This is a genomic window from Aquimarina sp. TRL1, from assembly GCF_013365535.1.
Taxonomy (GTDB): domain Bacteria; phylum Bacteroidota; class Bacteroidia; order Flavobacteriales; family Flavobacteriaceae; genus Aquimarina; species Aquimarina hainanensis.
Genome location: NZ_CP053590.1, coordinates 4,462,276 through 4,486,106 on the forward strand (window position 1 = coordinate 4,462,276; position 23,831 = coordinate 4,486,106).

Genomic DNA, 23,831 nt, shown 5'->3' on the forward strand with positions numbered 1-23,831 from the left:
ATTGTAAGTTAAAACCCTATCGTTACTAAAAAACGTAAACAATAGTAACATTTTTTATTCCTAATACATATATAGCAGATAAACTATGTATTTTACCAAACAGATTATCATTCAAATGAATAAAAATCATTTAAAAGCATATTATGATGAGAAGAAATGACATTTCAATGTATCTCAGAGGGAATACAAAACTTCCAGTTTTCTTAAGTATTATTTTTTTGGTATTCCTATCAAACCAACTAGATGCGCAATCATCAGAGGCTATCAAAACAAAGGATGTCACTTTTAAAAGTAAAGGAATCCAATTGGCAGGAACAATCTATACGCCACAAAACCCCTATGCAGGTCTTGTTATTGTACACGGATCTGATCAGGTTCCCCGAATGACCGAATTTGCAAAACGTTTATCAAAGAGTGGAATTTCTGTACTGACCTATGATAAGCGAGGAGTTGGTGAATCCGAAGGCGTATATGCGGGGCCTGAGGTAGGAACAAACAATATTAGTACTGATAACCTTACTCTATTAGCCGAGGATGTGAGTGCTGCCGTAAACACCTTGCACGAACAGCATCAAAAAATCCCCATAGGTCTGATTGGTTTTAGCCAGGCTGGATGGATTATACCGATTGCTGCAAACAAAAATCCGATCGTATCATTTATGGTCTTATTCAGCTGCCCTACGATTACTACACTAGAACAACTTCGGTTTCAGTTTTATACCAATGGGAATACTGAATTTTGGGAAAACCATACAGAAGCAGAAGCGCGTGCACATATTAAGAATGATCCGGACCGCTATCAGTTTACAGCCACGGATCCAAAAGTTGCATTACAAACACTTTCTATCCCGGGCTTGTGGATTTTTGGAGAGAAAGACATACAAATCCCTGTAAAATTAGGGATAGAGCATCTTAATACCTTTAAGGCCAAAGGGAAACCATTCGAGTACTGTATATTCTCTGCATTGGGACACAATACAGCATTTGCAGGGACCACAGAACCTGTAGATATTGCTCTTCAATGGATAAAAAAAGAAACTAAAAAAACCGGAGTACCCAAACTGCAGAAATAAACTACCAACAGTAGTATATGCATTGACGGTATCAATAAACACATAAAATATAAGCCAATAAAACGTCACCGGATAAAACCGAAAAACATAGCAAATGTACCTTCTCATTAAAAAAATATCCATACTACTCAAATGTTTAGGTACATTTATGCATAAAATCAATAACGAATACAACGACTTACAATCAAGATGTTGTTAGTCACAAGAAAGATGGGAAAAATAAAAAAGAAAGACATTTATGCATACTTGATTGAAATCGTAATCATCGTTATCGGGGTTTTAATTGCTTTTTATTTAACGAATTGGGGCGAAGAAATTAAAGAACGAAAAACAGAAAAAGAGATTATTGCGCAAATCTACTTTGAATTAAATGACAATTTAGCGGATCTAAAGAATGATGTGGAAATCCATAAAAATGCCCTTTCGAGTCAATTAAAAGTTCAGGAGTTTATCAATACTGATACAATAACGAGTGATTCGCTGTTAATGGATTTTTATTGGATTACAAGGGAAGAATATATTTTTCCGAACACATCTGCTTTTGAAAACCTGAAGAACACAGGCATGCGTATCATTAAAAATGATTCTTTGAGGGATTTAATCACATTGGTTTATAATAATTATTTCCCAAGAATATCCAAAGGAAATAACCTGAATCCGGATATTAATGAGTATCTCATCCCCTATTTTAAAAAGAACTTTAAGGTAAACAGAAATGCAGAAATAACCTATGACTTATACCTGGGAGATTCCCTGAAAATCACCTACCCAAGAGACTTTGGAAATGGTATTAAACAGATCATAGGATATATTCCTTTGGATGAAAACTCCTTAAAAAAAGACGAAGAATTCAGGTTTCTGATATCCGAGGTATTATGGTACAGGATATATAAAGTCCGATATTATCAAATCGCTATAATCAATGTAAAAAAAATACTGAAACTCATTGAAGATAAATACCCAAAAGCCATTGCCAGCAAACAATAATATAACGCGTAGCTACTTGCTAAACTAAAACTTTTTGTTGATCACAAATGACTCTTAAAAACATCTTAGATACGACAGCTCATAGACCCTGGGAATTGCCTGCAGAAAGTTGGAAATTCTATCAGGAGTGGAATGAAGTTGTATTTCTTCATTATCCGGTTACCTTGACCGAATTAAAAAAACATGTTCCAAAAGAATTAGAAATTGATCTTTTTGATGGAACTCCTTGGGTTTCTATCGTTGCATTTACAATGGAAAAAATACGTCCAAAAAACGTACCTGCTTTCTCTCCTATATCAGATTTTGATGAAATCAATATTCGTACATATGTCCGTTCAGGTAACAAGACAGGTGTTTATTTTTTGAGTATTGAAGCAGGAAAAAAACTGTCCTGTGCTATCGCCAGAAGAATTTCTGAACTTCCTTATCGATTCTCTAAAATTGAACGGACTGACCAAAAATATCAGGCACAAAACCCCAAATTTAATGACCTTCTAAATATCGAATTTACTATTGGAAAGAAATTAAGGAAAAAAACAAGACTGGATATATGGCTAACTGAAAGATATGCCCTTTTTCAGGATTCAGAACAAGCCATAAATGAATTCGATATTCATCATCTAGAATGGTGCATCCATGAACTTACTTTAGAAAAATTAGAGATAAAGTACCCGAGATTTGAAAAACTAATAAACAATACTCCTGCAAAAATTCACTATTCAAAAGGCGTTAAGGTGATTGCCTGGAATAAAAAGAAAAAACAGGATATCAAAAATAAGTAACAGCTGTCTCGAGTGACTTTAATAGCTCCTCATACTTACTTATACTAGTTTTTTTATATTTGTAGTCTGTTACTCTATTTATAACATATCAATCTCGGTCTTTCTTATAAAAAGACAGTCTCGACCAAACGAGAAATTACAGCATTTAGAATAAGTTCATTTTTAAATGCGTAATTAATTACATCCATATTTTATTCAATTTTAAACAACACGACAATTGATCCTCAAATCAATTGGAACATCGCCTTGAGGTCTTTCTTAACACCTCTATGGGATTCGTATTTTATATAAAATGAACCGTAAAAAATTAATAAGCAGAAACATAGAACGTTTTTACAATCAGGCATCTGAAGAAACCCGACTTGATAAAGGTATGGGAGTTTTTGAGTTTGAAAGAGTAAAAACACTTATCCATAAATATATTCCTAATACCGCTTCAAAAATAATTGATGTCGGTGGAGGAACAGGAAAATATTCAGCATGGCTTGCCCAGAAAGGACATACAGTCCACTTAGTAGAGCCTGTTCCCAAGCACATACAAATAGCTATAAACAGAGCTAACAAACTAAAAAACAAATTTTTCGTTCATCTGGGAGAATCCAGACAATTAACATTGCCAAACAACTATGCTGATCTGGTGATACTTCATGGTCCTTTGTATCATTTACAAAATAAAGAAGACAGAATCGCTACCATTATAGAAGCTAAACGGGTTGTAAAAAATAATGGAATCATTCTGGCTTTTGCCATTAATTATACCGCCTCTACTTTGGTAGGTCTATTGCATGGCTTGCTTCATAAAAAATCATTTTTTGAAATGTGTCAAAGAGAATTAACAACAGGAGTGCATACCCCTCCCGATGATTTTCCCTGGCTTTTGGTCGAAGCCTATTATCATAAACCAGAGGAGTTAAAAAATGAATTTGTAAAACAAGAATTGACATATCTGAATACCTATGCCGTTGAAGGAATGGCTTGGTTAGATAAAGATTTCTTAAGTAATCTATCCAATAAAAAAAGGAAAAAGACATTATCAGCACTAATAGCGATCACCGAAAACGACCCTTATCTTTTATCGTTTAGTCCACACATGATGATTGCTACTCAAAAACAGAAAACCTATGAAAAATAAAGATCGATATTACCTCGCATTAAAAGAAAATAAAAACCAGCTTAATGAAATTGACCTGGGAGCGACAATAGGACTTGATGCCAATGAAACAAGGACCATTATTGCGATCCTATTAGCCGAACATAAAATCAATTATGTAGCAAGCAGCTGTTGCCATTATAGTGCGAAAAAAAAGATAACAAGGAAAAAGAAAAATGATTATTGATTGTTCTTTTTGAGGTGCAATCAAAACAGAAAACCTGGGACAGGTCTCTCCTGTCCTGGTTTCTTTTACTTACCTTTCTACCTTATTAAAGAATTTTAAAAGAATCTTTTTCAGGTAACATTTCCTCTAATATAAACACCAACAAAAAAATCAAAAGTAAATCTATTCATGAAAAAAATAATTTTATTATCAATATTAATTGGAATTAGTTCATTAATAAATGCTCAGTGGAGTCAAAATAACAATAATATAACTTCCGGAGCTGTAATAGTACAAAATCCCAATAATAAAAATGCTACTTCAGCTTTGTCATGGTGGAATAGTACCGCCAGGCTTAGAATCGGAGGTTCCGGAATTGGTAGTGATAACGGATTTCTAATACAAGGAACTGGGGAAAAAAAACTATTAGAAATTAATGACGGTTTGGCAAGAGTCTTCAATCCTAACAACAGAAATGCTAACTTAGCCTTATCATGGTGGAATAACACAGCTAGGCTTAGAATTGGGGGGTCTGGAATTGGGAGTGATAATGGACTCCTAATACAAGGAGCAGGGGAAAAGAAAATATTAGAAATTAATGACGGTTTGGCAAGAGTCTTCAATCCTAACAACAGAAATGCTAACTTAGCCTTATCATGGTGGAATAACACAGCCAGGCTTAGAATTGGGGGGTCTGGAATTGGGAGTGATAATGGATTTGTAATTCAATCAGTTGGAGAAAAGGAATTATTAAAACTAACACATAGTGGAAACTTAGCTATTTATGGAAAAATAGAGTCTAAAGAAGTTAAAATTAGCTTGACACCAACTGCTGACTTTGTATTTGAAAATGATTACAAATTACCTACCCTTCAATTCATCGAAAATTATATAAAAGAAAATAAACATTTGCCCCAAATAGCATCTGCTACAGAAATGAAAAAAAATGGGGTAAATATCGGTCAATTTCAAATTCAACTACTTCAAAAAATAGAAGAATTAACCCTATATACAATTTCACAGGATAAAAAATTAAATTACCAAAACTCTGAAATAAAAAAACTTAAAAAAGAAAATCATGAAATTAAACTATTGAATAAACAAATCTTGGATTTACAATCAAGGTTAGAAAAACTGGAATCCATCAAATTATAAACATATTTATAAAATATCAGAGCTTATCAAGCTAAATGATACAACGGCAAAACGCTCCGATATCATCTCCGAGGTATCTGATGTCCTGGATTCAATAAAAGACTATAGTACGACTGATACTGACGGAAATTGGGAAGGTGACCATTCAGATGTTTACTTTAATTAAGAAGCAACTCTACTAACATTATCTTTTTACATAGTTCTGTCGGTAACCACCTGATTATCTGACATAAAAACACTTAGATAAAATAACACACTTTAGCGCATTGCTTAATCAGAAATTCACTACTTTTAGTACCCCTCAAAATGTACCCGTTCACAGGGTATACATTACGAAATCAACAATCAAAACATCAAATGAAATTAGCATCCATTGACAATCAAACAAGAGACGGCCAATTAGTAGTAGTCAATAAAGAACTTACCAAAGCCATCAAAGTACCTCATATCTCAGAAACCCTTCAGCAAGCGTTAGATAACTGGTCTGAAACAGAACCTAAATTAAAAGAAGTATATACTTCATTAAATGCAAATCAATTAGAATCGGCCTTTAATTTTTCAGAAGTAAAAGTAATAGCACCTATTCCCAGAGCATTTCACTGGGCTGATGGAAGTGCTTATGTCACTCATGTAGAACTGGTACGAAAAGCCAGAAATGCCGAATTACCGGAATCCTTTTGGACAGATCCTTTAATGTATATGGGAGCTTCTGATGCTTTTATTGGAGCAAACGATCCCATTGAAATTGAAAAAGAAGAATGGGGAATAGATTTTGAATCTGAAGTAGTGGTATTTACCGATGATGTTCCTGCCGGAGTAAATGCTGAAACTGCCTTATCGCATATTAAACTAATATCAATTATTAATGATGTTTCTTTAAGAAATCTAATTCCGAATGAACTGTCTAAACAGTTTGGTTTTTATCAATCAAAACCCTGGACTTCTTTTGCTCCTGTAGTGGTTACTCCTGATGAATTAACTGAGGATTGGAAAGATGGAAAGCTTCATTTACCCTTGTACTCTACCTTAAACGGAACAGTAATAGGTGCTCCGAATGCAGGAGTTGATATGACCTTTAATTTTGGGCAATTAGTTGCTCATGCTGCAAAAACCCGTTCTCTTATGGCCGGAACTGTGATTGGTTCAGGAACTGTTGCAAATCAGGGAAGTCCAAATGGTTCGAGTTGCCTGGCAGAAGTACGCTGCTTAGAAATTATCAAAGAAGGAAAAGCAAGTACTCCCTTCATGAAATATGGGGACAGAATCGAAATAGAAATGAAAGACAAGGAAGGTCAAACCATTTTTGGAAAAATAAATCAGGTCGTTACGGAGTATCAACCATAACAAGATTATTATAGATGGGAAGAGAATATGCCCCTTTCTCTTCTTTTTCATAAAACAAATCACCAACATATGGGAATCATTATTATCGGATCTGTTATAGGATATATAAGTATCATGTTGGCTATGTCCTATGGGCTTGTCTCCTTTGCTAAAAAAAATATCTCTAAACGAAAGCGAATCCTCAATACCTCCCTCTTTTTTTTATATAGTACTGCCTGGGTAATTTTTGCCGTCGGATTTTCGGTAAATTCATATCAATATGATGTTCCCATTGATCCGGTTGACGATGGGTATACTCCCCTGTCAACAAACCATCTTCTTTCTTATTGCATATTTTTAGTGCTCAGTCTATGGGGTATGTTTCAGGTTTGGAGACATGGTAAAAAACAACCACCACTACTGTTGGTGCTCTACCTGTCCTTTCTTATAATTGGTATGGTTATTAATGTATTTCTGGCGATACAGCTTTCGTCGAGATCAGATGGGAATAATTATATAGATCCGTTGACGGGATATATGATGATGGCAGCACCTGTACTTCATATACTCTATTCTGTATGGCAATTAATAATGGTTATCAAAGAAGAAGCAGGAGTTGCTGAGACAAGAACTTTTAAAAACAAATTCCTGCACCAACTCAATACTAAGCTTCTAAATTCCAAATTACTGCCTCTTTGGACATTGATAATGTTACTTCCGGTATATCTGACAATTACACTTATATTAGTGTTATTCGGACAAGAATACGATTCATTAACGAGGGTATTTACAGAAACAACCACCTGGCACTTTTCACAAAAAACGCATCCTCCCTATCTGGATCACAGAGGTCATTACTTATGCACTGTGGCTGCATGTGGCTCTCCTACTATCGTTAAACCATTACGATTAGGAATCAGAAATGGTCAGGAAATTATTGTCAACCGCCAGTTATTAGTCGCCAATGCTTTTGAGGATATTATCATGAAAAAATTCCCAGCTCTTCATCGCTATATTCGAAGAAATTATGACCGATATGGTTACCCGATATCGAAAGATATCAATACTACATTTGGATCAAATGTTACGTATATAATGATGAAACCTCTGGAATGGTTCTTTTTGTGTTGTATTTATGTAACTACTGAAAAACCTGAAAAACTAATTCAGCAACAATATCAGCCATCTGCCCCGGTAACACCTAACAATAATACTGATGATTGAGTTGATAAAAACCTTTCTATAGGTACAATGGATAACTAATTAATCTCCCATATAGATTCCTGTAAAAAAAGTACCTGTAAAGCGAACCTGATAATTCCTTCTGATTAACCGGTAACATTTTGCATTGCCAGGACATGTATAGTAAATTATTCCATGTTAGCTCATGGAAGCATTTAGTTAGAGAATAAATAGTATATTAGGTCTAGGAATACGTTTAACGAACATTTGACTCTTAACATTGATTTTAACAACACTTCTTAATATTGCTGTTTTTCAGGGAATTGTTCTGGGAATTATCATTCTAAAGTCTCCTCTGTTTAAGAGTCGTGCCAATAATTATCTGGCCTTTGCTATTTTTTCACTTTCCAATTCATTATTGAGTTTAGTACTGGAAATCACCGAATTAACAAATAAAATTCCACTTCTACGCATTTTTGACATCATAGATTCCGGAGTAATTTTTCCCATCTTTATTTTTCTATTCGTAGTGCATCAGGTACATCACCCGATACGACACTCAAAAAAATTGTGGTGGTTACTCCTTCCCTATCTCTGTGAAGTAGTCAGTAGCGTTATTAATGAGTTTATCGATTTATATCCATCGGCAGGAATGCTTCAATGGTGGGGAGTTGTTTTCGATCTTATACAGCTTTTTATTTCCTTATGTTTTATTCCTACTATTCTAGTATGTACCTATCTATTTATTACATACTCCAAGAATAAACAGGAGAAAAAATGGCTGACCCATTTGTGGCTGTTAACCTTTATATTGTTTGTATCCTGGGTGGTTATCATTTTATTTTCACTTGTTTTTTCCTATGATGTAACCCCGGTAATGCGAATGCTTTCATTATTTGGAACATTCTTAATCCACTGGATAGCCTATTCTGGTATTTTTAAGTTTAGATTAGCAAAAGATCAAGAGGAAATTAATGCCCTTATCAATAAGCGAAAACCTGCACATACAGAACATACAGATTCGATTATCGCGGCAGTTCATAGCCCCAAGGATACTATTGAGAAAAAAAATACGTCTCTTACCAAAGAGAATCCCTACTTCCAAAAATTAGAAATCCTTTGTATACAGCAACAACTGTATAGAGACCCTACATTAGACAGGGATAAAGTAGCTGAAAAACTGGGTATTAGCAGTGGCTATGTTTCGCAATTGGTAAATACCGTTACAGGAAAAAACTTTACTTCCTATATCAATCACTACCGGGTAGAAGCTGTTAAAGAAATCATGTTAGACCCTCAATTTGATCATTATAGTCTATTAGCTATTGGATTAGAATGTGGATTTTCTTCAAAAACTACATTTCACAGTGCCTTCAAAAAAATTACCGGTCTCACACCAAATGCATACCGGAAAAAACATCGGTAAGCATTGTTCCTATTGGTTTCTTTTCTCCGAATGGCATATAAAAATCGCTATTTCTGTAACATTTCTAGTTGTTATAACATTTATAATAAACCCTTATATGTAATAGCATACATCCTTCATTATTTTACCGTTGGCTGTAACATTTTACTACGATAATCGTGTAGATAATAAACACATGCTGGGCAAACCATCACGATAATCGAGGAGCTCTCCGGGGAAATATAGATGAGGTACTATCTAACTAATAGTCTTACCTTAGAATAGGAAAAGCTAGATATACGAATAAACTACAGTACTATGAAATCAACATTCTGGAATCAACTTGCATTATTTACAGGCTCTCTTCTCCTTATTTTAGTAGTCAGAGAATACCTATTGGATGGATTTCTTCAAAAAGGAGACAATTCCTATCAATCCCATACGATTGTACGAACCATTGCTAATCTTATGTTAATTCTCATTTCATATATTCTCATCAAAAAAAATGACCTTTTAGAAGCCGCTGGAATCAAAGGCACTACACTACGAAAATGGTACCTGCTCTTGTTTCCTCTTATATATCTAGTGGTATTGAATCTGTTGATCATGGATGCTATTAATCCAGACCTATTACTATCAAATATTGTTATCTTTACTATCTATTCTCTATCCATAGGAATTGCTGAGGAGATCAGTATCCGAGGGTTTCTGCAATCGCACCTAATCCATCGTTTGGGGAATACCAAAAAGAATATTGTATTATCCATCATAATAGCATCCCTGTTTTTTGGTATCATACATCTCATCGATTTCGAAAAAGGGATTTACGGAGAGTTTGCCCAGGTTTGTTATGCTGCATGTATCGGTATTATGTTTGGAGTTTTATTAGTCATTACCAAAAGAATTTACCCCCTAATGATTGTACATGCCATCATTGATTTTGTTGGGGATTCTGATGCTGTCGGACTGCCTATTAAAGAAGTGATCAGTGAACCTACTTCGATAGAAAATGCTATTCTTATCGTATTACTGATACTGCCTTGTTTGATATATGGAATAATCCTTATGAAAAAACACCCGTTAATTAAAGAAACCGTATAGATCTGGCTTCAAATATAATTCCCAGTATGGTATTGCATTTCCAAGAGGTATATGCTTATAAAGAATAATTCACATGAAAAACTACCTTCACTCATTTTTCGTCTTTATTTTTTTAGTACTTCTGACAGCCTGTCAACAAGAAAGAAATACTAAAAATCAAGTTAAAAAAAACATAGATCAAGGCATTAAAAACTGGTTGGCCAAAACAGGAATTCCATCCGTATCCTTTGTCGTATTTAAAGAAGGACACATTATTTGTTCACAAGCGTATGGGTATACAAACTTAAAATCAAAAACACCGGCAACCACTGCTACCATTTATAATACGGGTTCTAATTTTAAGTCTGTTACCGCTACTGCAATTATGCAGTTACACGAAAAAGGGCTTCTCAATATCGATACTCCAATTAATGAGTACCTTCAGGAGCCGATTGCCATAATTGATCAGGAAAATCCAATAACTCCCCGACAATTAATGGCACATCAATCAGGAATACCTTCTACAGTTGATATGTATAAAATTTGGGGACGAAATCCAGGTCGGTCCTTACGAACCATTGCAGCGGCTGTAAAACCTATTGAAAAACCAAACACAAAACATATTTATAGTAATGACGGCTATGCACTTTTAGGGATATTAATAGAAGATGTAACCGGAATGTCATACGAGGCGTATGTTTGGGAACATATACTAAAACCATTAGGTATAAAAACCTATGGTTTTGTGCAACCGACCCCAGAGATGGTCGAAGACTTAGCCCTCCCATATCATATGAGATATAACAAAGCTTTTCCCACCCATCAACTACATATAGAGCAATATCCGGCTGGAGATATCTTTTTAAAACCCGAGGATATGGCTACCTTTTTGATGATGCATCTGAATTATGGGAGACATGCTGATAAACAACTGCTCTCAAAAGAAAATATACAAAAAATGCACCGTCCTAATCTGGAGGTAGTAGAAAACTTTTATTACGGTTTAGGGTTTGGCATCGATAAAATTAAAGGCAAAGAATATTCCTATCATCAGGGATCATTACCTGGATACCTATCAGTCTTCCAAATGGATTTTGAAACAGTATCAGGAGTGTACATCGCTACGAATGTCAATGCAGCTCCAATGCAGGAAAAACAACTTAACCTGCTGCTCAAATATTTGTATGCGCAACTGATTACGAAAGATACTTCAGTATCTCTGGAGATTCCCTCAGAAGGTATAACAGCTACTGCCATTCCTAAAGAAATATCACTTCAAAATTATATAGGAAACTATAAAATCAAAGGAACTTCTGTTTCTCTGACAATTGATACAATTGGAAATCAACTCTTCTTATTAAATCCATCCAAAGAACGGTTTAGGATTGATTATTTAAAATCAAATTACTTTTTTATCACTACAGAAAATGAAGAAATTGAGTTTGGAGGTGCTGATGGAAGCATTGACTGGCTCAAGCTATACTCAGGAGGCAATGAAATAACTGCAATCAGAGAATAAAACCTCCTCCTCTCTCCTGTCATACGATAAATAGCTATAGAAAAATACTTATACAAGGTAACATTTAGCACTGCTTTGCTACTTATAAGTAGTTGTTAAAAGATAGAAATCAATACAATTAGCTACATTACAAACTCAATCAATGAAATCAGGTATGAAACAATTACGTATCGTATTATTAGGTATTATGATTTCTAATATACTGCTCTCTCAGGAGAAAATCGACAAGGAATTATTAAAGAAAGATCTGGATGTTTTAAAAGCAAATCTCGAAGCTTATCACACAGGACTGTATACATATACTTCAAAAGAAGAATTTGACCAATGGTACCTAGAAACAAAAAAACAATTGGAAGATACCACTCCCTTGGGATTTTATAAAAAAATTACGGAGCTTAATACATTGATTAAAAATGGTCACACATTCTTTCATATAAACCCAGAACAAAGGGGGAAAAACGTACTAATGCCTCCTATCACTATCTATAAAGATCAGGAACGATTTTATATCAAATCCATTCTCAATTCTGAAAAACCCGAAATAATTGGAAAACAAATTATAGCGATCAATGCTATACCGATTGGAGATATCTTTACTACCTTATTACGATACGAAGAAAGAGATGGAGAGAACCTGACACAACCCACAGAAGAATTACTGTATAGTTTTGCCAGAAAGTTTGCACTCGAATATGGAAATCATTCCAAAACGCATTTAGATATTAAAGATCAGCAGATTTCTAAAAAAGTAATAATCTCGAATATTCCTTTTGAAAAAGTAACCAACAAAACTGATGCACTCAATGACAATGGAGGAGCCAAATTTGTAATCAAAGACACTGTAGGCATCGTAACTGTAGAAACATTTAGAGAGGAACCTTTAAAAAGAGATAAGTATAGAGCCTCACTAAAAACCTTTTTTAAAAAAATTAAAAATCAACAAATTAAACATTTGATCATTGATGTCAGAAATAATGGTGGTGGAGATTCTGAATCTGTAGAGGAACTCATTTCATATCTCTATGATAAACCGTTCACCTATTATAAAGATGTATACCAACAACACAAAAAATGGGACTCTTCTATTATTCCTGAGGTCAGTTCATACCCCAAAAATATGTCCAGTTGGACTTTAAAAAAAGGAGCTGATGGGTATTATAGAGCTTTTATAGGAGTAGATGGAATGAGTAATAATAAGCCTAAAAAAGACACCTACAAAGAAAACCTGTATATCTTAATAAATGGAAGTACATTATCCGCAGCGGCTGAATTTGCTTCTTTTATCAAAAACTATAGAAAAGCAACTTTTATAGGTGATGAAGCTGGAGGAAATAAAGTACAGAATACCAGTGGGTATTCGCTAATAATAGGATTACCTAATTCTAAAATAATAGCTGCAATTCCTATTATATTATGGAAAATGAATGTGGAATTTAAAAATGACGGTCATGGGGTCATCCCTGATTATTCAGTAAGCAATACCATAGAAGATGAAATCAATTCGAGAGATGGAGTTATGGAATTTACACTTGATTTAATTCGTAAAACAAAAGGAAGACATCCATCTAAATAATTCTGTTGTATTAGTGTATCTTCCTGTATTGAATCAAATAAATAAACGATTCTAATGTTCTTAAAAAAATGTGATCTCCCGGCAAATGGCTGTATTAGTTTATTAGTACTTCCTTTTTTACTCATAGGAATGGTATCTCTCTACCTCAGTGTGAGTCCCATTTATTTTCAATTCAAGGCAAGAAACTGGATTCCTGTCAATGCTCAATTAATCGATGTTACGCTAATTAAAACACCACATGGTGATGGTCCGGGCTATTCCTACGAGACTCAGTGTAATTACACATATACCTATAAACACAACACGTATACCAACCAAACAATTTCTTTTGGTTATGGTAATAACAATACCGAAAACCACGAAGAGTTGTACGATATGTTGAAATATACTACCGAAGTAGTTGCCTATATTAATCCCAAAAACCCACAGGATACGATACTTGCTAAAGGTATCAACTCATCCACTATCTCATTATTGGTATTTGCTATTTTGTGGAATGGAATGTTAGGTATATTTGTTGCTCGTTTTTTTATAAACCACAAAAGCCACATAATATATACCTGGGTTTTTATTTTTGTTTTTATCAGTGGTTTTATATTGATATCTTCTCAAGTGCTGCACACCGATTTCGAAGAAAAAATAAAAATTGTCACCCAAAAAACGAAGGAAGAAATAGAACAAATGAAACAACAACAAATAGAGAATGCTATTAAACTATTTGAAAACCAACAGCCTTAGTAGGTCACAAACAATATCTTATATATTTTAATGCCCACATTCATACACTATCCCCTAATATTGAACTTCGAAACATCATGAATGACTTTATAAAAAAGATCAACAGTATCAACAAACTAAACACCTCTGAAACCTCTGAACTGGTCGCTATTACGCATGTAAAATCCTTTTCGAAAGGAGATACTATTTTAAAAATAGATCAGATAAATAAGGAATTGTATTTTATAAATAGTGGGTTGGTCAAGCTTTCTTTTTATAAAGAAGACAAAGAATTTATCCTTAAATTCTTTAGTGAAGGTAATTTTTGTGCGGCACTTGATAGTTATGTCACCCAAACCCCTTCTCTTTATTCTATTACCGCTATTGAAGAAACACATTTATTGGCTGTAGACTATAAGCAACTAGACGTATTAGCAAAGAAATACCATGCAATAGAAAGGGTTTTTAGAAAAATTGTTTCTATGGCTACGGTTAATATGATGCACAGAATTAGTGAAATGCTGGAAACCAATGGAACAGAGCGTTATGAAAAATTCTTAAAAGAAAATTCTCCCTTGATCAACCGGATTCGCTTAGGGGATTTATCAGGTTATCTGGGAATCTCTCAAGTATCATTGAGCAGGATCCGTGCAAAAAAATAATCTTTTTTAACAAATGTAAAAAAGAAATATGCCCTCTATCAAGACCTTTGTAGAAAAGAATAGTTACCATGGAATTACTACTTTTATACGTGATCAGCGGGATTGCACTACTTATAGGAACCGCAGCAATTTACATGACATTAATTGAAGGGGTTTCTATCCGCTGGATCTACTATCATTACTTTATCAGAAAGCCCATAAACTGGCTTTTTATGATCAGTATTTTAGGATGGACCACTTATACATATATACAGACAGGTATATTTCCAATCAGCTATACGATCCCTACACTGATATCAGTAGTGGCATTGGTGCTCTCGTATAAAATGCACCAGGAGCATGCCTTTCCTGCCGTCTTTTTTCCTGATATAACCAACAATATTGATCGTTTACCATTAAAAGACGATATGGAAATGGCAGTCATCGAATACAATGGAATTACGAAATCATACCCCCTCGATTATGTGATCCATCATCATATTATCAATGATCACTTTCATTCCAAAACTGTCGCCTTAACCTATTGTGCCATGTGTAGAAGCATTATCCCTTTTGATGTAACAGAAATAGGTCCTTTATTCGTGGGCTCCTTTAAAAATGCTAATATGATCGTAGCAGATAAACGAACCAAAACATTTTTTCAGCAGGCGACTTTTCAATCTGTTATCGGTCCATTACATCCTTATGAATTAACTATGATTCCTTTTCAAATACTCTCCTGGAAAGAAGTCAAACAAACCATCTCTGCTCCTACGGTGGTTTCCATAACGGAAAAAGATTGTAAATCCTTTGAATTACCTGTTCCCGGTCTTTGGAAAAAAATTAGCAACTCCGAAACGACTCCTGGTCTTTCTGGTAAAAATCGCGATAAAACTTTTCCTTCCCGTACGCGTGTTATTGGCATCATTGATGCTACACCCCCCTATTCAATAGTTTACTTAAAAAAGGAAATCCTGACTGCAAAAGTGGTAGTGAATAAAGAACATGGAATTATCCTTATCGGTACAGGAAAAACGGTGACAGCTTTTAGAAATACAATAGGAACAACCCCCATAACACTAGAATTCTCGATGGATACATTATATGATTCAAAAAACAATACCCGATGGGATCGCAGAGGCAAATACCTCTCAGGAGAGATCATAAGGGATTTAGAAATCATTGCTATCTCAGATGAATACTGGTTTTCGTGGATTAAATTCCATAAACAATCAAGCCTTATTCGCTTATAAGTAATATATATACTGAACGTGTGTAAAAAATGTTTTACTTCTTTATAAACAACTCAATACAGACGGTAAAAGACTTTAAGTTGGTCAACGAACTTTAATCGGAACCCATATTTAATACTTCCGAAATTTCCTTAACGGTTTGTCGGGCTGTTTTACCAACACCATAAATAGTCGCTGAAGCAAAACCAGTCCAACTCCCATATCCTACTAGCCATAAATTGGGTTCTTGTACAGATCGGGTATAATTTGTTTCTATCCGGTTATTTTTAATAATACCCAGTGATTGGAGGTGTTCCAGATTTGCTTTAAAACCAGTACACCATATCACGAGGTCGAATTCTTCTTGGATGTTATCTCGCCATATGACCCCCTTTTCATAAAAGGAGATAAAAGGACGTTTGGCATGCAATACATTTCTATCTCTGGCATCTTTTACACTGTTCACCATTACGATATTGCGTAATGATGTTTTCACCCCTGAAGAAGTATTGACTGGTTTATCCAGGAATTTTTGCGTAGCAGCATTAAACAAATAACGGCCATCGATATCATCGGGTAAAAACTGAGGCGCATCTAAAGTGACCCATTCAGTGTGAGCTACCTTAGAAACTTCTGCCAAAATTTGTGCCCCTGAATTTCCTCCTCCTACAATTAATACTTTTTTATGAATCAGCTCATCGGCATTTCGATAATCTAAAGAATGTAATTGATTGCCCTGAAATAGCTCTTGGTTGGGATAATTTGGAACAAATGGTTGTCCGGCTGTTCCTGTTGCACTGACTAAGGTCTTACTATACCAAATAGCTTGATTCGTTTCTACTTTAAAAATACCCCTCTCTTTTGTTACAGAAATGACTTTAGTGTTTCTTCTTACAGGAAAATTATAGCGTTTCTCATATGCCTGTAAATAGCGTATAAATTCTGTTTTTGTCGGGTATTCTTCTTGACTTTTAGGCATCATCCATCCAGATAGAGAACTAAATTGTGTAGGGGAAAATAAGCGTAAGCTATCCCATGTTTGTAACCAGGAACCTCCTGCCTGATCCTGATCATCCAAGATTACATAGTCTAATTTCCGACGTCGTAAAAAATACGCAACGGATACCCCTGCTTGTCCTCCGCCAATTATAAGTGTATCATATATCTTCATTATTAATCACAAGATGTTTTTTTCTCACAGCCAGATTTGGATGTAACATCCATAATACTACCTTTTCCTCCCTGGAGCACTACACAACAGCCTTCAAAAAGCTGTTTTAGTTTTTTTCGCCCACGCTGTACTTTAGAGCGAACCGTAACATAGTTCATGTTGAGCTGTGCTGCAATTTCCTTTTGCGGAACCTCTTTAAGTTCAGATAATATCAATAACTCTCTATACTCTTCTGGTAATTGCTGTACAAATGCTCCTATACAATTACTCATTTCTTGTCCGGGATTTTCTGTAGTCTCTTCCTTAAAAAAGGAAGTTTCTTCAATACGATCAGTTCGTAAGTGTTTCTTCCTATAATAGTCGGTGATAGTATTTTTGGCAATTGTATATACCCAACTTTTGAGGTTGTCAATCCCATCATTATTAGATTTAGCCAATTTAAAAAACACATCTTGTGTCAGGTCTTCGGCATCTTCAATATTTCTTACACGTTTTTTAATATACCCTAAAAGTGGATTATATAATTGAGTTATTTGTACATCCATAAAAATCATTATCCTAAGTTAGTATAATAAATAATGCTGCAACGCTTACAAAGTTAACTGAATTTAAAACACAAAAAACAGTACGCTAGTTTTAAAAAAACATTCACTGATCTTCCGGCAAAAGTCATCACAGCAACGGTGCAATAAGAGCACCCCTAAACGAGGTGCTCATTCTTAGTGCTTAGAGTGATTACTAACAACATCCGCTTCCTGTTTGAGCTGATTCTTCCTGTGAGGATTCTCCACAACAAGAACTCTGTATTCTTTCTGTTTTGATCGGGATCACTGGTATTGAACCACAACATCCACCAGCTGCTTCTTGTAGCTGATTATTTTTGATAGTAAGGTTGTTAGGTGTTTTCATTTTATCTGTTTTTAAAATTACTAATTCGTTTGTTACGGCTACCTTGTAAGACGCGCATTAAAAAAAATGATGCACTTTTTATCTACATTCCACAGTACTGCACTCTGAACTATTCATTTTAGCCGTTTCAGATACATTTGCACAACATTCTGAACTTTGGGTATTCTCAATCCCTGAACTACAAACACCTGTTTCTGGGAGTTTGAGTTCCACTCGTTTGGCGGCTTCTTTATCCCCTGCTAAGTAGGCTATAACTGAGCGTACCTGCTCATAGCCTGTTGCCATTAAAAAAGTGGGGGCTCTACCATAACTTTTGGAGCCTACTATATAAAAATCTTTTTCTGGATGACGCAATTCTTTTTCTCCGTGAGGTCGTACTGTTCCACAACTATGAATATTCGGATCTATGAGTTCTGCTAAATCAAAAACAGCCTCTAATGACGAGTCTAAATCTACCCGAACCTCCCGAATTATATCTAAATTGGGGCGAGAACCCGTATTACTGATAATTTCATCAATCCCTGAAATCGTTTTGAAATTCCCGTTTAAATCCCCAATAATTTGAAGTCCTGTTTCTTTTTTTTGAAGTTTTAAAACATGAAAAGGAGTATACACATTTAATTTTCCACTATTAACTAATTCCTCGATACGAATACCTAAAGCGCCCCGAGCTGTCAAAGCATCATCTTTCCTGCCTCCATACACTTTTTCTATAGTGTCTTTTCGCAATATCCAATTGAGTTTCGTATCAGGATACTTTTTTTGAATTTCTGCCAAATCCAATAATACATTAATAGCTGAGTGTCCTCCTCCGACAACTGCGATATTCTTGTTTTTATAACGTTCTAAATGATTTGATCTAACATTAGGAATTCCATAAAAAATATGATCGGTCAATGCTTGTTCTCCTTCTGCAAAAACGCCTCCGGAACCAATTGGATTTTGTTGATTCCAGGTTCCTGTTGCATCAATTATTGCTTTTGCCTGATAATAACGAATGATTCCATTTTCCTCAACTTTTATTTGAAACGGTTTCTCTTCACGTCCTCGTGTTTTCATTTTATCTAAGCCTTTTCTCCCCATAGAAATCACCTTAGCATGTAAGTGAATATGAGGTTTTATTTGTGGAAGGCTTGCCAGGGGAACAAAGTACTTTTCTACCAGTTCTTTTCCCGTCGGTAGTGCTTCTTCATCTGGAGCTATCCAATTAGTTTGTAATAGGAGTTCTTTGGCTATTATATCTATATTGTAACGCCAAGGAGAAAAGACACGAACATGACTCCAGGACAATATATTCTGTCCTACAGAACTTCCTGCTTCAAACAAAATAAACGGGAGTTCTTTTTTTGTTAGATGAGCAGCAGCGGCAAGACCTATAGGACCTCCTCCAATAATTGCTATGGGTAACTTAGTATTTTCCATCATTTTTCAACGTTTAATTTTCTCCTGTTAAGACGGAGTGTTTTAAAAATGATGCAGGTAAACAAAAATTAATTATCATATCTATTTGATATAACATTCTGTTTCTAATCTCATAGCCATAATCATAAAAAATATTAAGGTTGCTCAGGTTATAGAAAATAATGCATTATACAGGGGTAACATTTTTGTTTAGCAGGGTACTCACAATAAACATTTAAAATATCATGATACGAAAGTACTTTCTATTACCCGTTTTATTTTTAACATTCACCCTTGTAACATCCTGTGGCGCTATTATAAAATTAAAAGGAAATAAATATTTAACCGAAGAAAGAGGAGCGATACCTCCTGAGTTTGGAAATGCAAACAATATATTATTGTTTATTACACATCATCGTAGCTACAATAGATATTTAAAAAGAAATGTGAAAAAGAAGTTTACGGGGACTTATGAATTCGTTTCAGAAAAAGAATTTACTACAAATGATAAGTACAAAGATATAGACACTTACCGATTTATTTTTGATTATAGTTATCGCCCGGTTGGATATAATCATGCTAAAGAACGTAATTATCTGTATAGTGTCAAAAGATTCTCTATTCTGGACAGAAAAACACAAAAAATATATAAAAGCCGCATTACTTCTAGCTTTTGGAGTAAACTTCAAAAAGTATATTTAAAAAAACTAAATGAGAAAATGATACAACAACAAACGCTAAATTAATCCCTACAAACGATCTCCCTTTAGATGACAAAGCCCCACCTATAATCAATCTCTGAAGCGTTTGTGTATATTCCTATAGAATTAAGAAGTTCTGAGTCATCATGCTAGCGCAACAGATATTAGTTAACGAAGTGAGTGAAGGGTTCGAAGTACGCTTTAAAACATCTAAAACCTTGAATCTATAAAAAAATAAGAGAGATCCTCCTACGATATATTTTAGTCAAAATATCCTGTATCTTTATAGAAAACAAAATATGATCTCCGACTTGCCAATTTCCATTTCCTTGTTTTTTGGGGTGACTACGCTCCTCACCTTTCTACTGTTTATATGGGTTATACGAAGGGCATCACAAGAAGGTATCCGAAAAAAAGCGATCCCCATCGCCATAGGCTTACTGTTTTGGTTACTTCTGCAAGCCGTATTGATGCTACAAGGTATATATAACACAGACCGCGAATCATTTCCTCCCAATATTATGTTGTATGGACTGTTTCCTGCAATATTGGGGATACTTCTCCTGTTTGTTACCCCCCGTGGCCGGTGGTTTGCAGATAATCTACCTTTAAAAAACATAACATACCTTCATTTGGTACGAATCCCTGTAGAACTTATTTTATACGGGCTTTTTATCTATGGAACTATTCCGGAACTCATGACCTTTGAAGGACGAAATTTTGATATTCTGGCAGGATTCACCGCCCCTTTTATAGCCTATTATGGGGTACACAAAAATAAGTTACCCCGATCTCTGATCGTAATCTGGAACCTGATATGTCTGGCTCTTTTGATCAATATTGTAATCAATGCCTTATTATCTGCTCCTTTTCCATTACAGCAATTTGCTTTTGAACAGCCTAATATTGCTGTGTTAAACTTTCCATTTAGCTGGTTACCCACTTTTATTGTTCCTGTCGTTCTTCTAATGCACCTTATTGCTTTACGACAATTATTACTACAGAAAAAAAACTTTTCAGACAAAACTGCCCCTTAAATAATATCCATTAGTTATCCTATATTTGTGATACCAGCATCTAGTAAAGAACTCCTATTATGAATTTTAAAAACTTTTTTCATTATATAAGCTATTTACAATACCCGTTACTGATGATAGCACTATATTTTGCTTTTACTCCTTATTTTCAGGGAATAGAAAACGTAAAAGAAAATCCTGAATTGTTTTTTAAAAGTGTGAATTCTACTCTTATATTTATGGGATTAGGAATTAGTTTCTCCTCCTTACAGGATACGACTAAAACACAAAATAAACTCTCCAAAAAAATCTGGGAACATCCTGTAAAAGGGAAGATGATGATTCTATTTATGTGTTTTATGATTGTGTTTCTCCTTCTTTTCGGGCTTATTGGATATTACAAAGCAACACAGGGAGTCATCAAAGATATTTCAATTGGAACCATTGTCTTAGGCTTGGGAATGCTAGGGCTTTTAAAAGCAGCTGTAGAGATGTTTGAACATCATAGAAAAGACAAGAATAAAGATTGATCATGCAAAATTTACTTCAGGAAATAGCAAGTCGATCATTTGTGGCTCCAGAGCTGGAACAACGAATTAAAACTGATTTTCAAATAAAAGAAATCCCCAAAGGAACTATTTTACTCCCTCAGGAAACCCGGGCGAATTACCTCTATTTTATAGAAAAAGGCATGCTTCATAATTATTATTACCACGATGGAAAACAAATATCTTCCTGGTTTTATAAAGAAGGACAATTTGCTACTTCCTGGTATAGCTTTTACACTCGCAAATACAGTTATGAAGCTATCGAAAGCCTGGAGGACTGCATCGTATATCAGATCAGTTATCATCAGTACCAAGAGTTGATCACTGATTTTGCTTCTTTTGGGAATTTTGCCCGTTTGCTAGCAGAAGAAATGCTCGGATTTCTGGATCAATTTTCTAAAGGCTGGTCTTTTCTGACTGCCAGAGAGAAATATCAACTACTTACCTCCTATTTTCCCGATATAGAACTACGGGTAAAACTAGGATTTATTGCTTCATTTCTGGGGATTTCTCAGGAAACTCTGAGCAGATTACGGGCCAAACAGTGATTTTTTGATCCAGATCAAAAGAATAGCTCTGACGACGATAGATCTTTGATACAAATAAAAAAGTATGAAAAATTCAACCCTATTGTTCAGAAGCCTCTTCTTTATTATTCTAATAGCCGGAGGCGCACACTTAGTTAGTTATGCGACAGACCTTCCTGTAAAAAAGACTGTAACTACTCTAACAGAGATACCATCTTCTGTATCAGAAAGCAGAACCTCTTCTACATTTACAGAAGAACTACCTGAAACTTCATTAACAGATTATATACTGGGACGATGGAGAGTACAATACAACAGTAAAGACTTTACCGGAGCAATACAATACCTGCTGACAAAAGAAGGTAGTGAATTCCATGCATATACCGACCGCTATGAGGACAAGCATGGAAATACACAAAAAGCACCAAAGGTAAAAACTCTGGTAATTACTGTTTTTGATGGCTATAAAGGTAGCGGGCGTTATACCCTAACGTACCAAGGAAAAACCTATACAATAGATTGTCAAATACATATGGTGGACAAAACCACCTTACAACTGAGTTATGACTACTATGGATATAGTGATGTAGAAACCTGGAAAAAACTGTAAATATGATTTCTTTATTATCAAAAAAAATAGACTGGATAGATCTTCAATATTGGTTTTATATCTTCAATGATCTCAGTTTTGTATATATTATTGTTCCTTTTTTTATAGTGGAACTTATTCGGTATGCATATCAAAAGCGACTCAATAAAACTTTAGTACTGGACAGCATTGCCAATGTAATTACATTCGGAGCTTTTTATTTGATCGAGATGGTGCTAGGGGTACTAGCTATTACCAAAGTTTACTTCTGGGTGTATACGAATTATAGCCTCCCTCATCTCGAACTGAATTGGATAACGGTAATTAGCTGCATACTCCTTGCTGATTTTGCATATTATTGGGAACATCGCATGATGCATCGTATTGGAATTGGATGGGCTACTCATACAGTACACCATAGCTCTCCTCATTTCAACATGTCAGTCGCTTATCGTTTTGGTCCTCTGGATGCTATACTACCTATCGTATTTTCCCTACCATTGGTAATGCTGGGATATGATCCTGTATTGGTATTGTTGTCTGAGGTATTTGTACAGGTATTCCAAACCTTATTACATACTGAAATTGTTGGAAAACTAACCAAACCGATAGAATTTATCTGTAACACTCCTTCTCATCATCGGGTACATCATGGATCAAATCGACAATATTGGGATAAAAACTATGGGGGAATCCTCATTATATGGGATCGAATGCTGGGAACTTTTGAACCAGAACAAGAAAAAGTAGTATACGGTATTTCAGAACCACTCAATAGTGTCAATCCTGTGATTGTTTTTTTTCATGGATTAAACCGTTTCATCAACAAACTAAAAAAAATCAAAGGATATAAAAATAAATTTCTGGCTTTTGTCAAACCACCTGACTGGCTACCGAATCACCAGGATTAGAATTCTCGCTTCACACAATCAATCATCAGATAAGTCTGATGTACCATACAAAAATACAACCTAGGGGCTTTAT

At 34.9% G+C, this 23,831-nt stretch carries 25 protein-coding genes; 21 read left to right on the top strand and 4 right to left on the bottom strand.

Annotation, left to right across the window (positions count from 1 at the left end):
- The first annotated feature begins 143 nt into the window (after window positions 1–143).
- The 15 genes from HN014_RS18335 to HN014_RS18405 all read left to right on the top strand — a co-directional run bounded on the left by HN014_RS18335 (window position 144) and on the right by HN014_RS18405 (window position 16,006).
- On the top strand, window positions 144–1,073 hold the full coding sequence (locus HN014_RS18335) for a S9 family peptidase (RefSeq protein ID WP_254884038.1): 930 nt from the start codon (window positions 144–146) through the stop codon (window positions 1,071–1,073).
- A gap of 210 nt (window positions 1,074–1,283) precedes the next feature.
- Window positions 1,284–2,060, top strand: a complete 777-nt coding sequence (locus HN014_RS18340) for a DUF6090 family protein (protein ID WP_176030296.1) — start codon at window positions 1,284–1,286, stop codon at window positions 2,058–2,060.
- Window positions 2,061–2,107: 47 nt separating this feature from the next.
- Window positions 2,108–2,842, top strand: coding sequence for a YqjF family protein (locus HN014_RS18345; RefSeq protein WP_176030297.1), 735 nt, complete (start codon window positions 2,108–2,110; stop codon window positions 2,840–2,842).
- Between the two features lie 292 nt (window positions 2,843–3,134).
- Complete coding sequence (locus tag HN014_RS18350; RefSeq protein WP_176030298.1) at window positions 3,135–3,974, top strand: bifunctional 2-polyprenyl-6-hydroxyphenol methylase/3-demethylubiquinol 3-O-methyltransferase UbiG; 840 nt, start codon at window positions 3,135–3,137, stop codon at window positions 3,972–3,974.
- The gene (locus HN014_RS18355) at window positions 3,964–4,179 is read left to right on the top strand and encodes a hypothetical protein (RefSeq protein ID WP_176030299.1); all 216 of its coding nucleotides are present in this window, start codon (window positions 3,964–3,966) and stop codon (window positions 4,177–4,179) included. The genes HN014_RS18350 and HN014_RS18355 overlap by 11 nt, the downstream gene beginning before the upstream one ends.
- 168 nt (window positions 4,180–4,347) lie before the next feature.
- Window positions 4,348–5,313 (top strand): hypothetical protein, encoded by a 966-nt coding sequence (locus HN014_RS18360; RefSeq protein WP_176030300.1) that lies wholly within the window; start codon window positions 4,348–4,350, stop codon window positions 5,311–5,313.
- 357 nt (window positions 5,314–5,670) lie between these two features.
- Window positions 5,671–6,657, top strand: a complete 987-nt coding sequence (locus tag HN014_RS18365) for a fumarylacetoacetate hydrolase family protein (protein WP_176030301.1) — start codon at window positions 5,671–5,673, stop codon at window positions 6,655–6,657.
- Window positions 6,658–6,726: 69 nt separating this feature from the next.
- Complete coding sequence (locus HN014_RS18370) at window positions 6,727–7,860, top strand: DUF6688 family protein (RefSeq protein WP_176030302.1); 1,134 nt, start codon at window positions 6,727–6,729, stop codon at window positions 7,858–7,860.
- Window positions 7,861–8,098: 238 nt separating this feature from the next.
- Window positions 8,099–9,244: an AraC family transcriptional regulator gene (locus HN014_RS18375; RefSeq protein ID WP_176030303.1), complete on the top strand. Its 1,146-nt coding sequence runs from the start codon at window positions 8,099–8,101 to the stop codon at window positions 9,242–9,244.
- A 297-nt stretch (window positions 9,245–9,541) separates the two neighbouring features.
- Window positions 9,542–10,324 (top strand): CPBP family intramembrane glutamic endopeptidase, encoded by a 783-nt coding sequence (locus HN014_RS18380; RefSeq protein ID WP_176030304.1) that lies wholly within the window; start codon window positions 9,542–9,544, stop codon window positions 10,322–10,324.
- Window positions 10,325–10,397: 73 nt separating this feature from the next.
- On the top strand, window positions 10,398–11,822 hold the full coding sequence (locus tag HN014_RS18385; RefSeq protein ID WP_176030305.1) for a serine hydrolase: 1,425 nt from the start codon (window positions 10,398–10,400) through the stop codon (window positions 11,820–11,822).
- A gap of 142 nt (window positions 11,823–11,964) precedes the next feature.
- Window positions 11,965–13,395, top strand: coding sequence for a S41 family peptidase (locus HN014_RS18390; protein ID WP_217704346.1), 1,431 nt, complete (start codon window positions 11,965–11,967; stop codon window positions 13,393–13,395).
- Between the two features lie 54 nt (window positions 13,396–13,449).
- On the top strand, window positions 13,450–14,133 hold the full coding sequence (locus HN014_RS18395) for a DUF3592 domain-containing protein (RefSeq protein ID WP_176030307.1): 684 nt from the start codon (window positions 13,450–13,452) through the stop codon (window positions 14,131–14,133).
- A 77-nt stretch (window positions 14,134–14,210) separates the two neighbouring features.
- The gene (locus tag HN014_RS18400; RefSeq protein WP_176030308.1) at window positions 14,211–14,774 is read left to right on the top strand and encodes a Crp/Fnr family transcriptional regulator; all 564 of its coding nucleotides are present in this window, start codon (window positions 14,211–14,213) and stop codon (window positions 14,772–14,774) included.
- Window positions 14,775–14,842: 68 nt separating this feature from the next.
- Entirely contained in the window at window positions 14,843–16,006 is a 1,164-nt protein-coding gene (locus HN014_RS18405; RefSeq protein ID WP_176030309.1) for a DUF3179 domain-containing (seleno)protein, read from the top strand.
- Between the two features lie 94 nt (window positions 16,007–16,100).
- Here HN014_RS18405 and HN014_RS18410 read toward each other — a convergent pair whose 3' ends face one another.
- From HN014_RS18410 to HN014_RS18425, 4 genes are all read right to left on the bottom strand, one after another.
- Complete coding sequence (locus tag HN014_RS18410; RefSeq protein WP_176030310.1) at window positions 16,101–17,156, bottom strand: ArsO family NAD(P)H-dependent flavin-containing monooxygenase; 1,056 nt, start codon at window positions 17,154–17,156, stop codon at window positions 16,101–16,103.
- 2 nt (window positions 17,157–17,158) lie between these two features.
- A complete protein-coding gene (locus HN014_RS18415; protein ID WP_176030311.1) occupies window positions 17,159–17,701 on the bottom strand; it encodes a sigma-70 family RNA polymerase sigma factor in 543 nt (180 codons plus the stop codon).
- Between the two features lie 193 nt (window positions 17,702–17,894).
- Window positions 17,895–18,065: a hypothetical protein gene (locus tag HN014_RS18420; RefSeq protein ID WP_176030312.1), complete on the bottom strand. Its 171-nt coding sequence runs from the start codon at window positions 18,063–18,065 to the stop codon at window positions 17,895–17,897.
- A 78-nt stretch (window positions 18,066–18,143) separates the two neighbouring features.
- On the bottom strand, window positions 18,144–19,490 hold the full coding sequence (locus HN014_RS18425; protein WP_217704347.1) for an NAD(P)-binding domain-containing protein: 1,347 nt from the start codon (window positions 19,488–19,490) through the stop codon (window positions 18,144–18,146).
- Window positions 19,491–19,711: 221 nt separating this feature from the next.
- Between HN014_RS18425 and HN014_RS18430 the strand changes: the two genes are divergently transcribed.
- The 6 genes from HN014_RS18430 (at window position 19,712) to HN014_RS18455 (ending at window position 23,758) form a co-directional block, all read left to right on the top strand.
- The gene (locus HN014_RS18430; protein WP_176030313.1) at window positions 19,712–20,212 is read left to right on the top strand and encodes a hypothetical protein; all 501 of its coding nucleotides are present in this window, start codon (window positions 19,712–19,714) and stop codon (window positions 20,210–20,212) included.
- A 254-nt stretch (window positions 20,213–20,466) separates the two neighbouring features.
- The gene (locus HN014_RS18435) at window positions 20,467–21,204 is read left to right on the top strand and encodes a hypothetical protein (protein WP_176030314.1); all 738 of its coding nucleotides are present in this window, start codon (window positions 20,467–20,469) and stop codon (window positions 21,202–21,204) included.
- A 113-nt stretch (window positions 21,205–21,317) separates the two neighbouring features.
- Window positions 21,318–21,713 carry a hypothetical protein gene (locus tag HN014_RS18440; RefSeq protein WP_254884039.1) on the top strand — a complete coding sequence of 132 codons (396 nt, stop codon included), beginning with the start codon at window positions 21,318–21,320 and terminating at the stop codon, window positions 21,711–21,713.
- 2 nt (window positions 21,714–21,715) lie between these two features.
- Window positions 21,716–22,279 (top strand): Crp/Fnr family transcriptional regulator, encoded by a 564-nt coding sequence (locus tag HN014_RS18445; protein WP_176030316.1) that lies wholly within the window; start codon window positions 21,716–21,718, stop codon window positions 22,277–22,279.
- A 64-nt stretch (window positions 22,280–22,343) separates the two neighbouring features.
- The gene (locus tag HN014_RS18450) at window positions 22,344–22,868 is read left to right on the top strand and encodes a hypothetical protein (RefSeq protein WP_176030317.1); all 525 of its coding nucleotides are present in this window, start codon (window positions 22,344–22,346) and stop codon (window positions 22,866–22,868) included.
- A gap of 2 nt (window positions 22,869–22,870) precedes the next feature.
- On the top strand, window positions 22,871–23,758 hold the full coding sequence (locus HN014_RS18455; protein ID WP_176030318.1) for a sterol desaturase family protein: 888 nt from the start codon (window positions 22,871–22,873) through the stop codon (window positions 23,756–23,758).
- The last annotated feature ends 73 nt before the right edge of the window (window positions 23,759–23,831 follow it).

Coding starts and splice junctions, on each gene's coding strand:
- HN014_RS18335 (WP_254884038.1), top strand. CDS start 144: ATGATGAGAAGAAATGACATTTCAATGTATCTCAGAGGGAATACAAAA.
- HN014_RS18340 (WP_176030296.1), top strand. CDS start 1,284: ATGGGAAAAATAAAAAAGAAAGACATTTATGCATACTTGATTGAAATC.
- HN014_RS18345 (WP_176030297.1), top strand. CDS start 2,108: ATGACTCTTAAAAACATCTTAGATACGACAGCTCATAGACCCTGGGAA.
- HN014_RS18350 (WP_176030298.1), top strand. CDS start 3,135: ATGAACCGTAAAAAATTAATAAGCAGAAACATAGAACGTTTTTACAAT.
- HN014_RS18355 (WP_176030299.1), top strand. CDS start 3,964: ATGAAAAATAAAGATCGATATTACCTCGCATTAAAAGAAAATAAAAAC.
- HN014_RS18360 (WP_176030300.1), top strand. CDS start 4,348: ATGAAAAAAATAATTTTATTATCAATATTAATTGGAATTAGTTCATTA.
- HN014_RS18365 (WP_176030301.1), top strand. CDS start 5,671: ATGAAATTAGCATCCATTGACAATCAAACAAGAGACGGCCAATTAGTA.
- HN014_RS18370 (WP_176030302.1), top strand. CDS start 6,727: ATGGGAATCATTATTATCGGATCTGTTATAGGATATATAAGTATCATG.
- HN014_RS18380 (WP_176030304.1), top strand. CDS start 9,542: ATGAAATCAACATTCTGGAATCAACTTGCATTATTTACAGGCTCTCTT.
- HN014_RS18385 (WP_176030305.1), top strand. CDS start 10,398: ATGAAAAACTACCTTCACTCATTTTTCGTCTTTATTTTTTTAGTACTT.
- HN014_RS18390 (WP_217704346.1), top strand. CDS start 11,965: ATGAAATCAGGTATGAAACAATTACGTATCGTATTATTAGGTATTATG.
- HN014_RS18395 (WP_176030307.1), top strand. CDS start 13,450: ATGTTCTTAAAAAAATGTGATCTCCCGGCAAATGGCTGTATTAGTTTA.
- HN014_RS18400 (WP_176030308.1), top strand. CDS start 14,211: ATGAATGACTTTATAAAAAAGATCAACAGTATCAACAAACTAAACACC.
- HN014_RS18405 (WP_176030309.1), top strand. CDS start 14,843: ATGGAATTACTACTTTTATACGTGATCAGCGGGATTGCACTACTTATA.
- HN014_RS18410 (WP_176030310.1), bottom strand. CDS start 17,156: ATGAAGATATATGATACACTTATAATTGGCGGAGGACAAGCAGGGGTA.
- HN014_RS18415 (WP_176030311.1), bottom strand. CDS start 17,701: ATGGATGTACAAATAACTCAATTATATAATCCACTTTTAGGGTATATT.
- HN014_RS18420 (WP_176030312.1), bottom strand. CDS start 18,065: ATGAAAACACCTAACAACCTTACTATCAAAAATAATCAGCTACAAGAA.
- HN014_RS18425 (WP_217704347.1), bottom strand. CDS start 19,490: ATGATGGAAAATACTAAGTTACCCATAGCAATTATTGGAGGAGGTCCT.
- HN014_RS18430 (WP_176030313.1), top strand. CDS start 19,712: ATGATACGAAAGTACTTTCTATTACCCGTTTTATTTTTAACATTCACC.
- HN014_RS18435 (WP_176030314.1), top strand. CDS start 20,467: ATGATCTCCGACTTGCCAATTTCCATTTCCTTGTTTTTTGGGGTGACT.
- HN014_RS18440 (WP_254884039.1), top strand. CDS start 21,318: ATGATAGCACTATATTTTGCTTTTACTCCTTATTTTCAGGGAATAGAA.
- HN014_RS18445 (WP_176030316.1), top strand. CDS start 21,716: ATGCAAAATTTACTTCAGGAAATAGCAAGTCGATCATTTGTGGCTCCA.
- HN014_RS18450 (WP_176030317.1), top strand. CDS start 22,344: ATGAAAAATTCAACCCTATTGTTCAGAAGCCTCTTCTTTATTATTCTA.
- HN014_RS18455 (WP_176030318.1), top strand. CDS start 22,871: ATGATTTCTTTATTATCAAAAAAAATAGACTGGATAGATCTTCAATAT.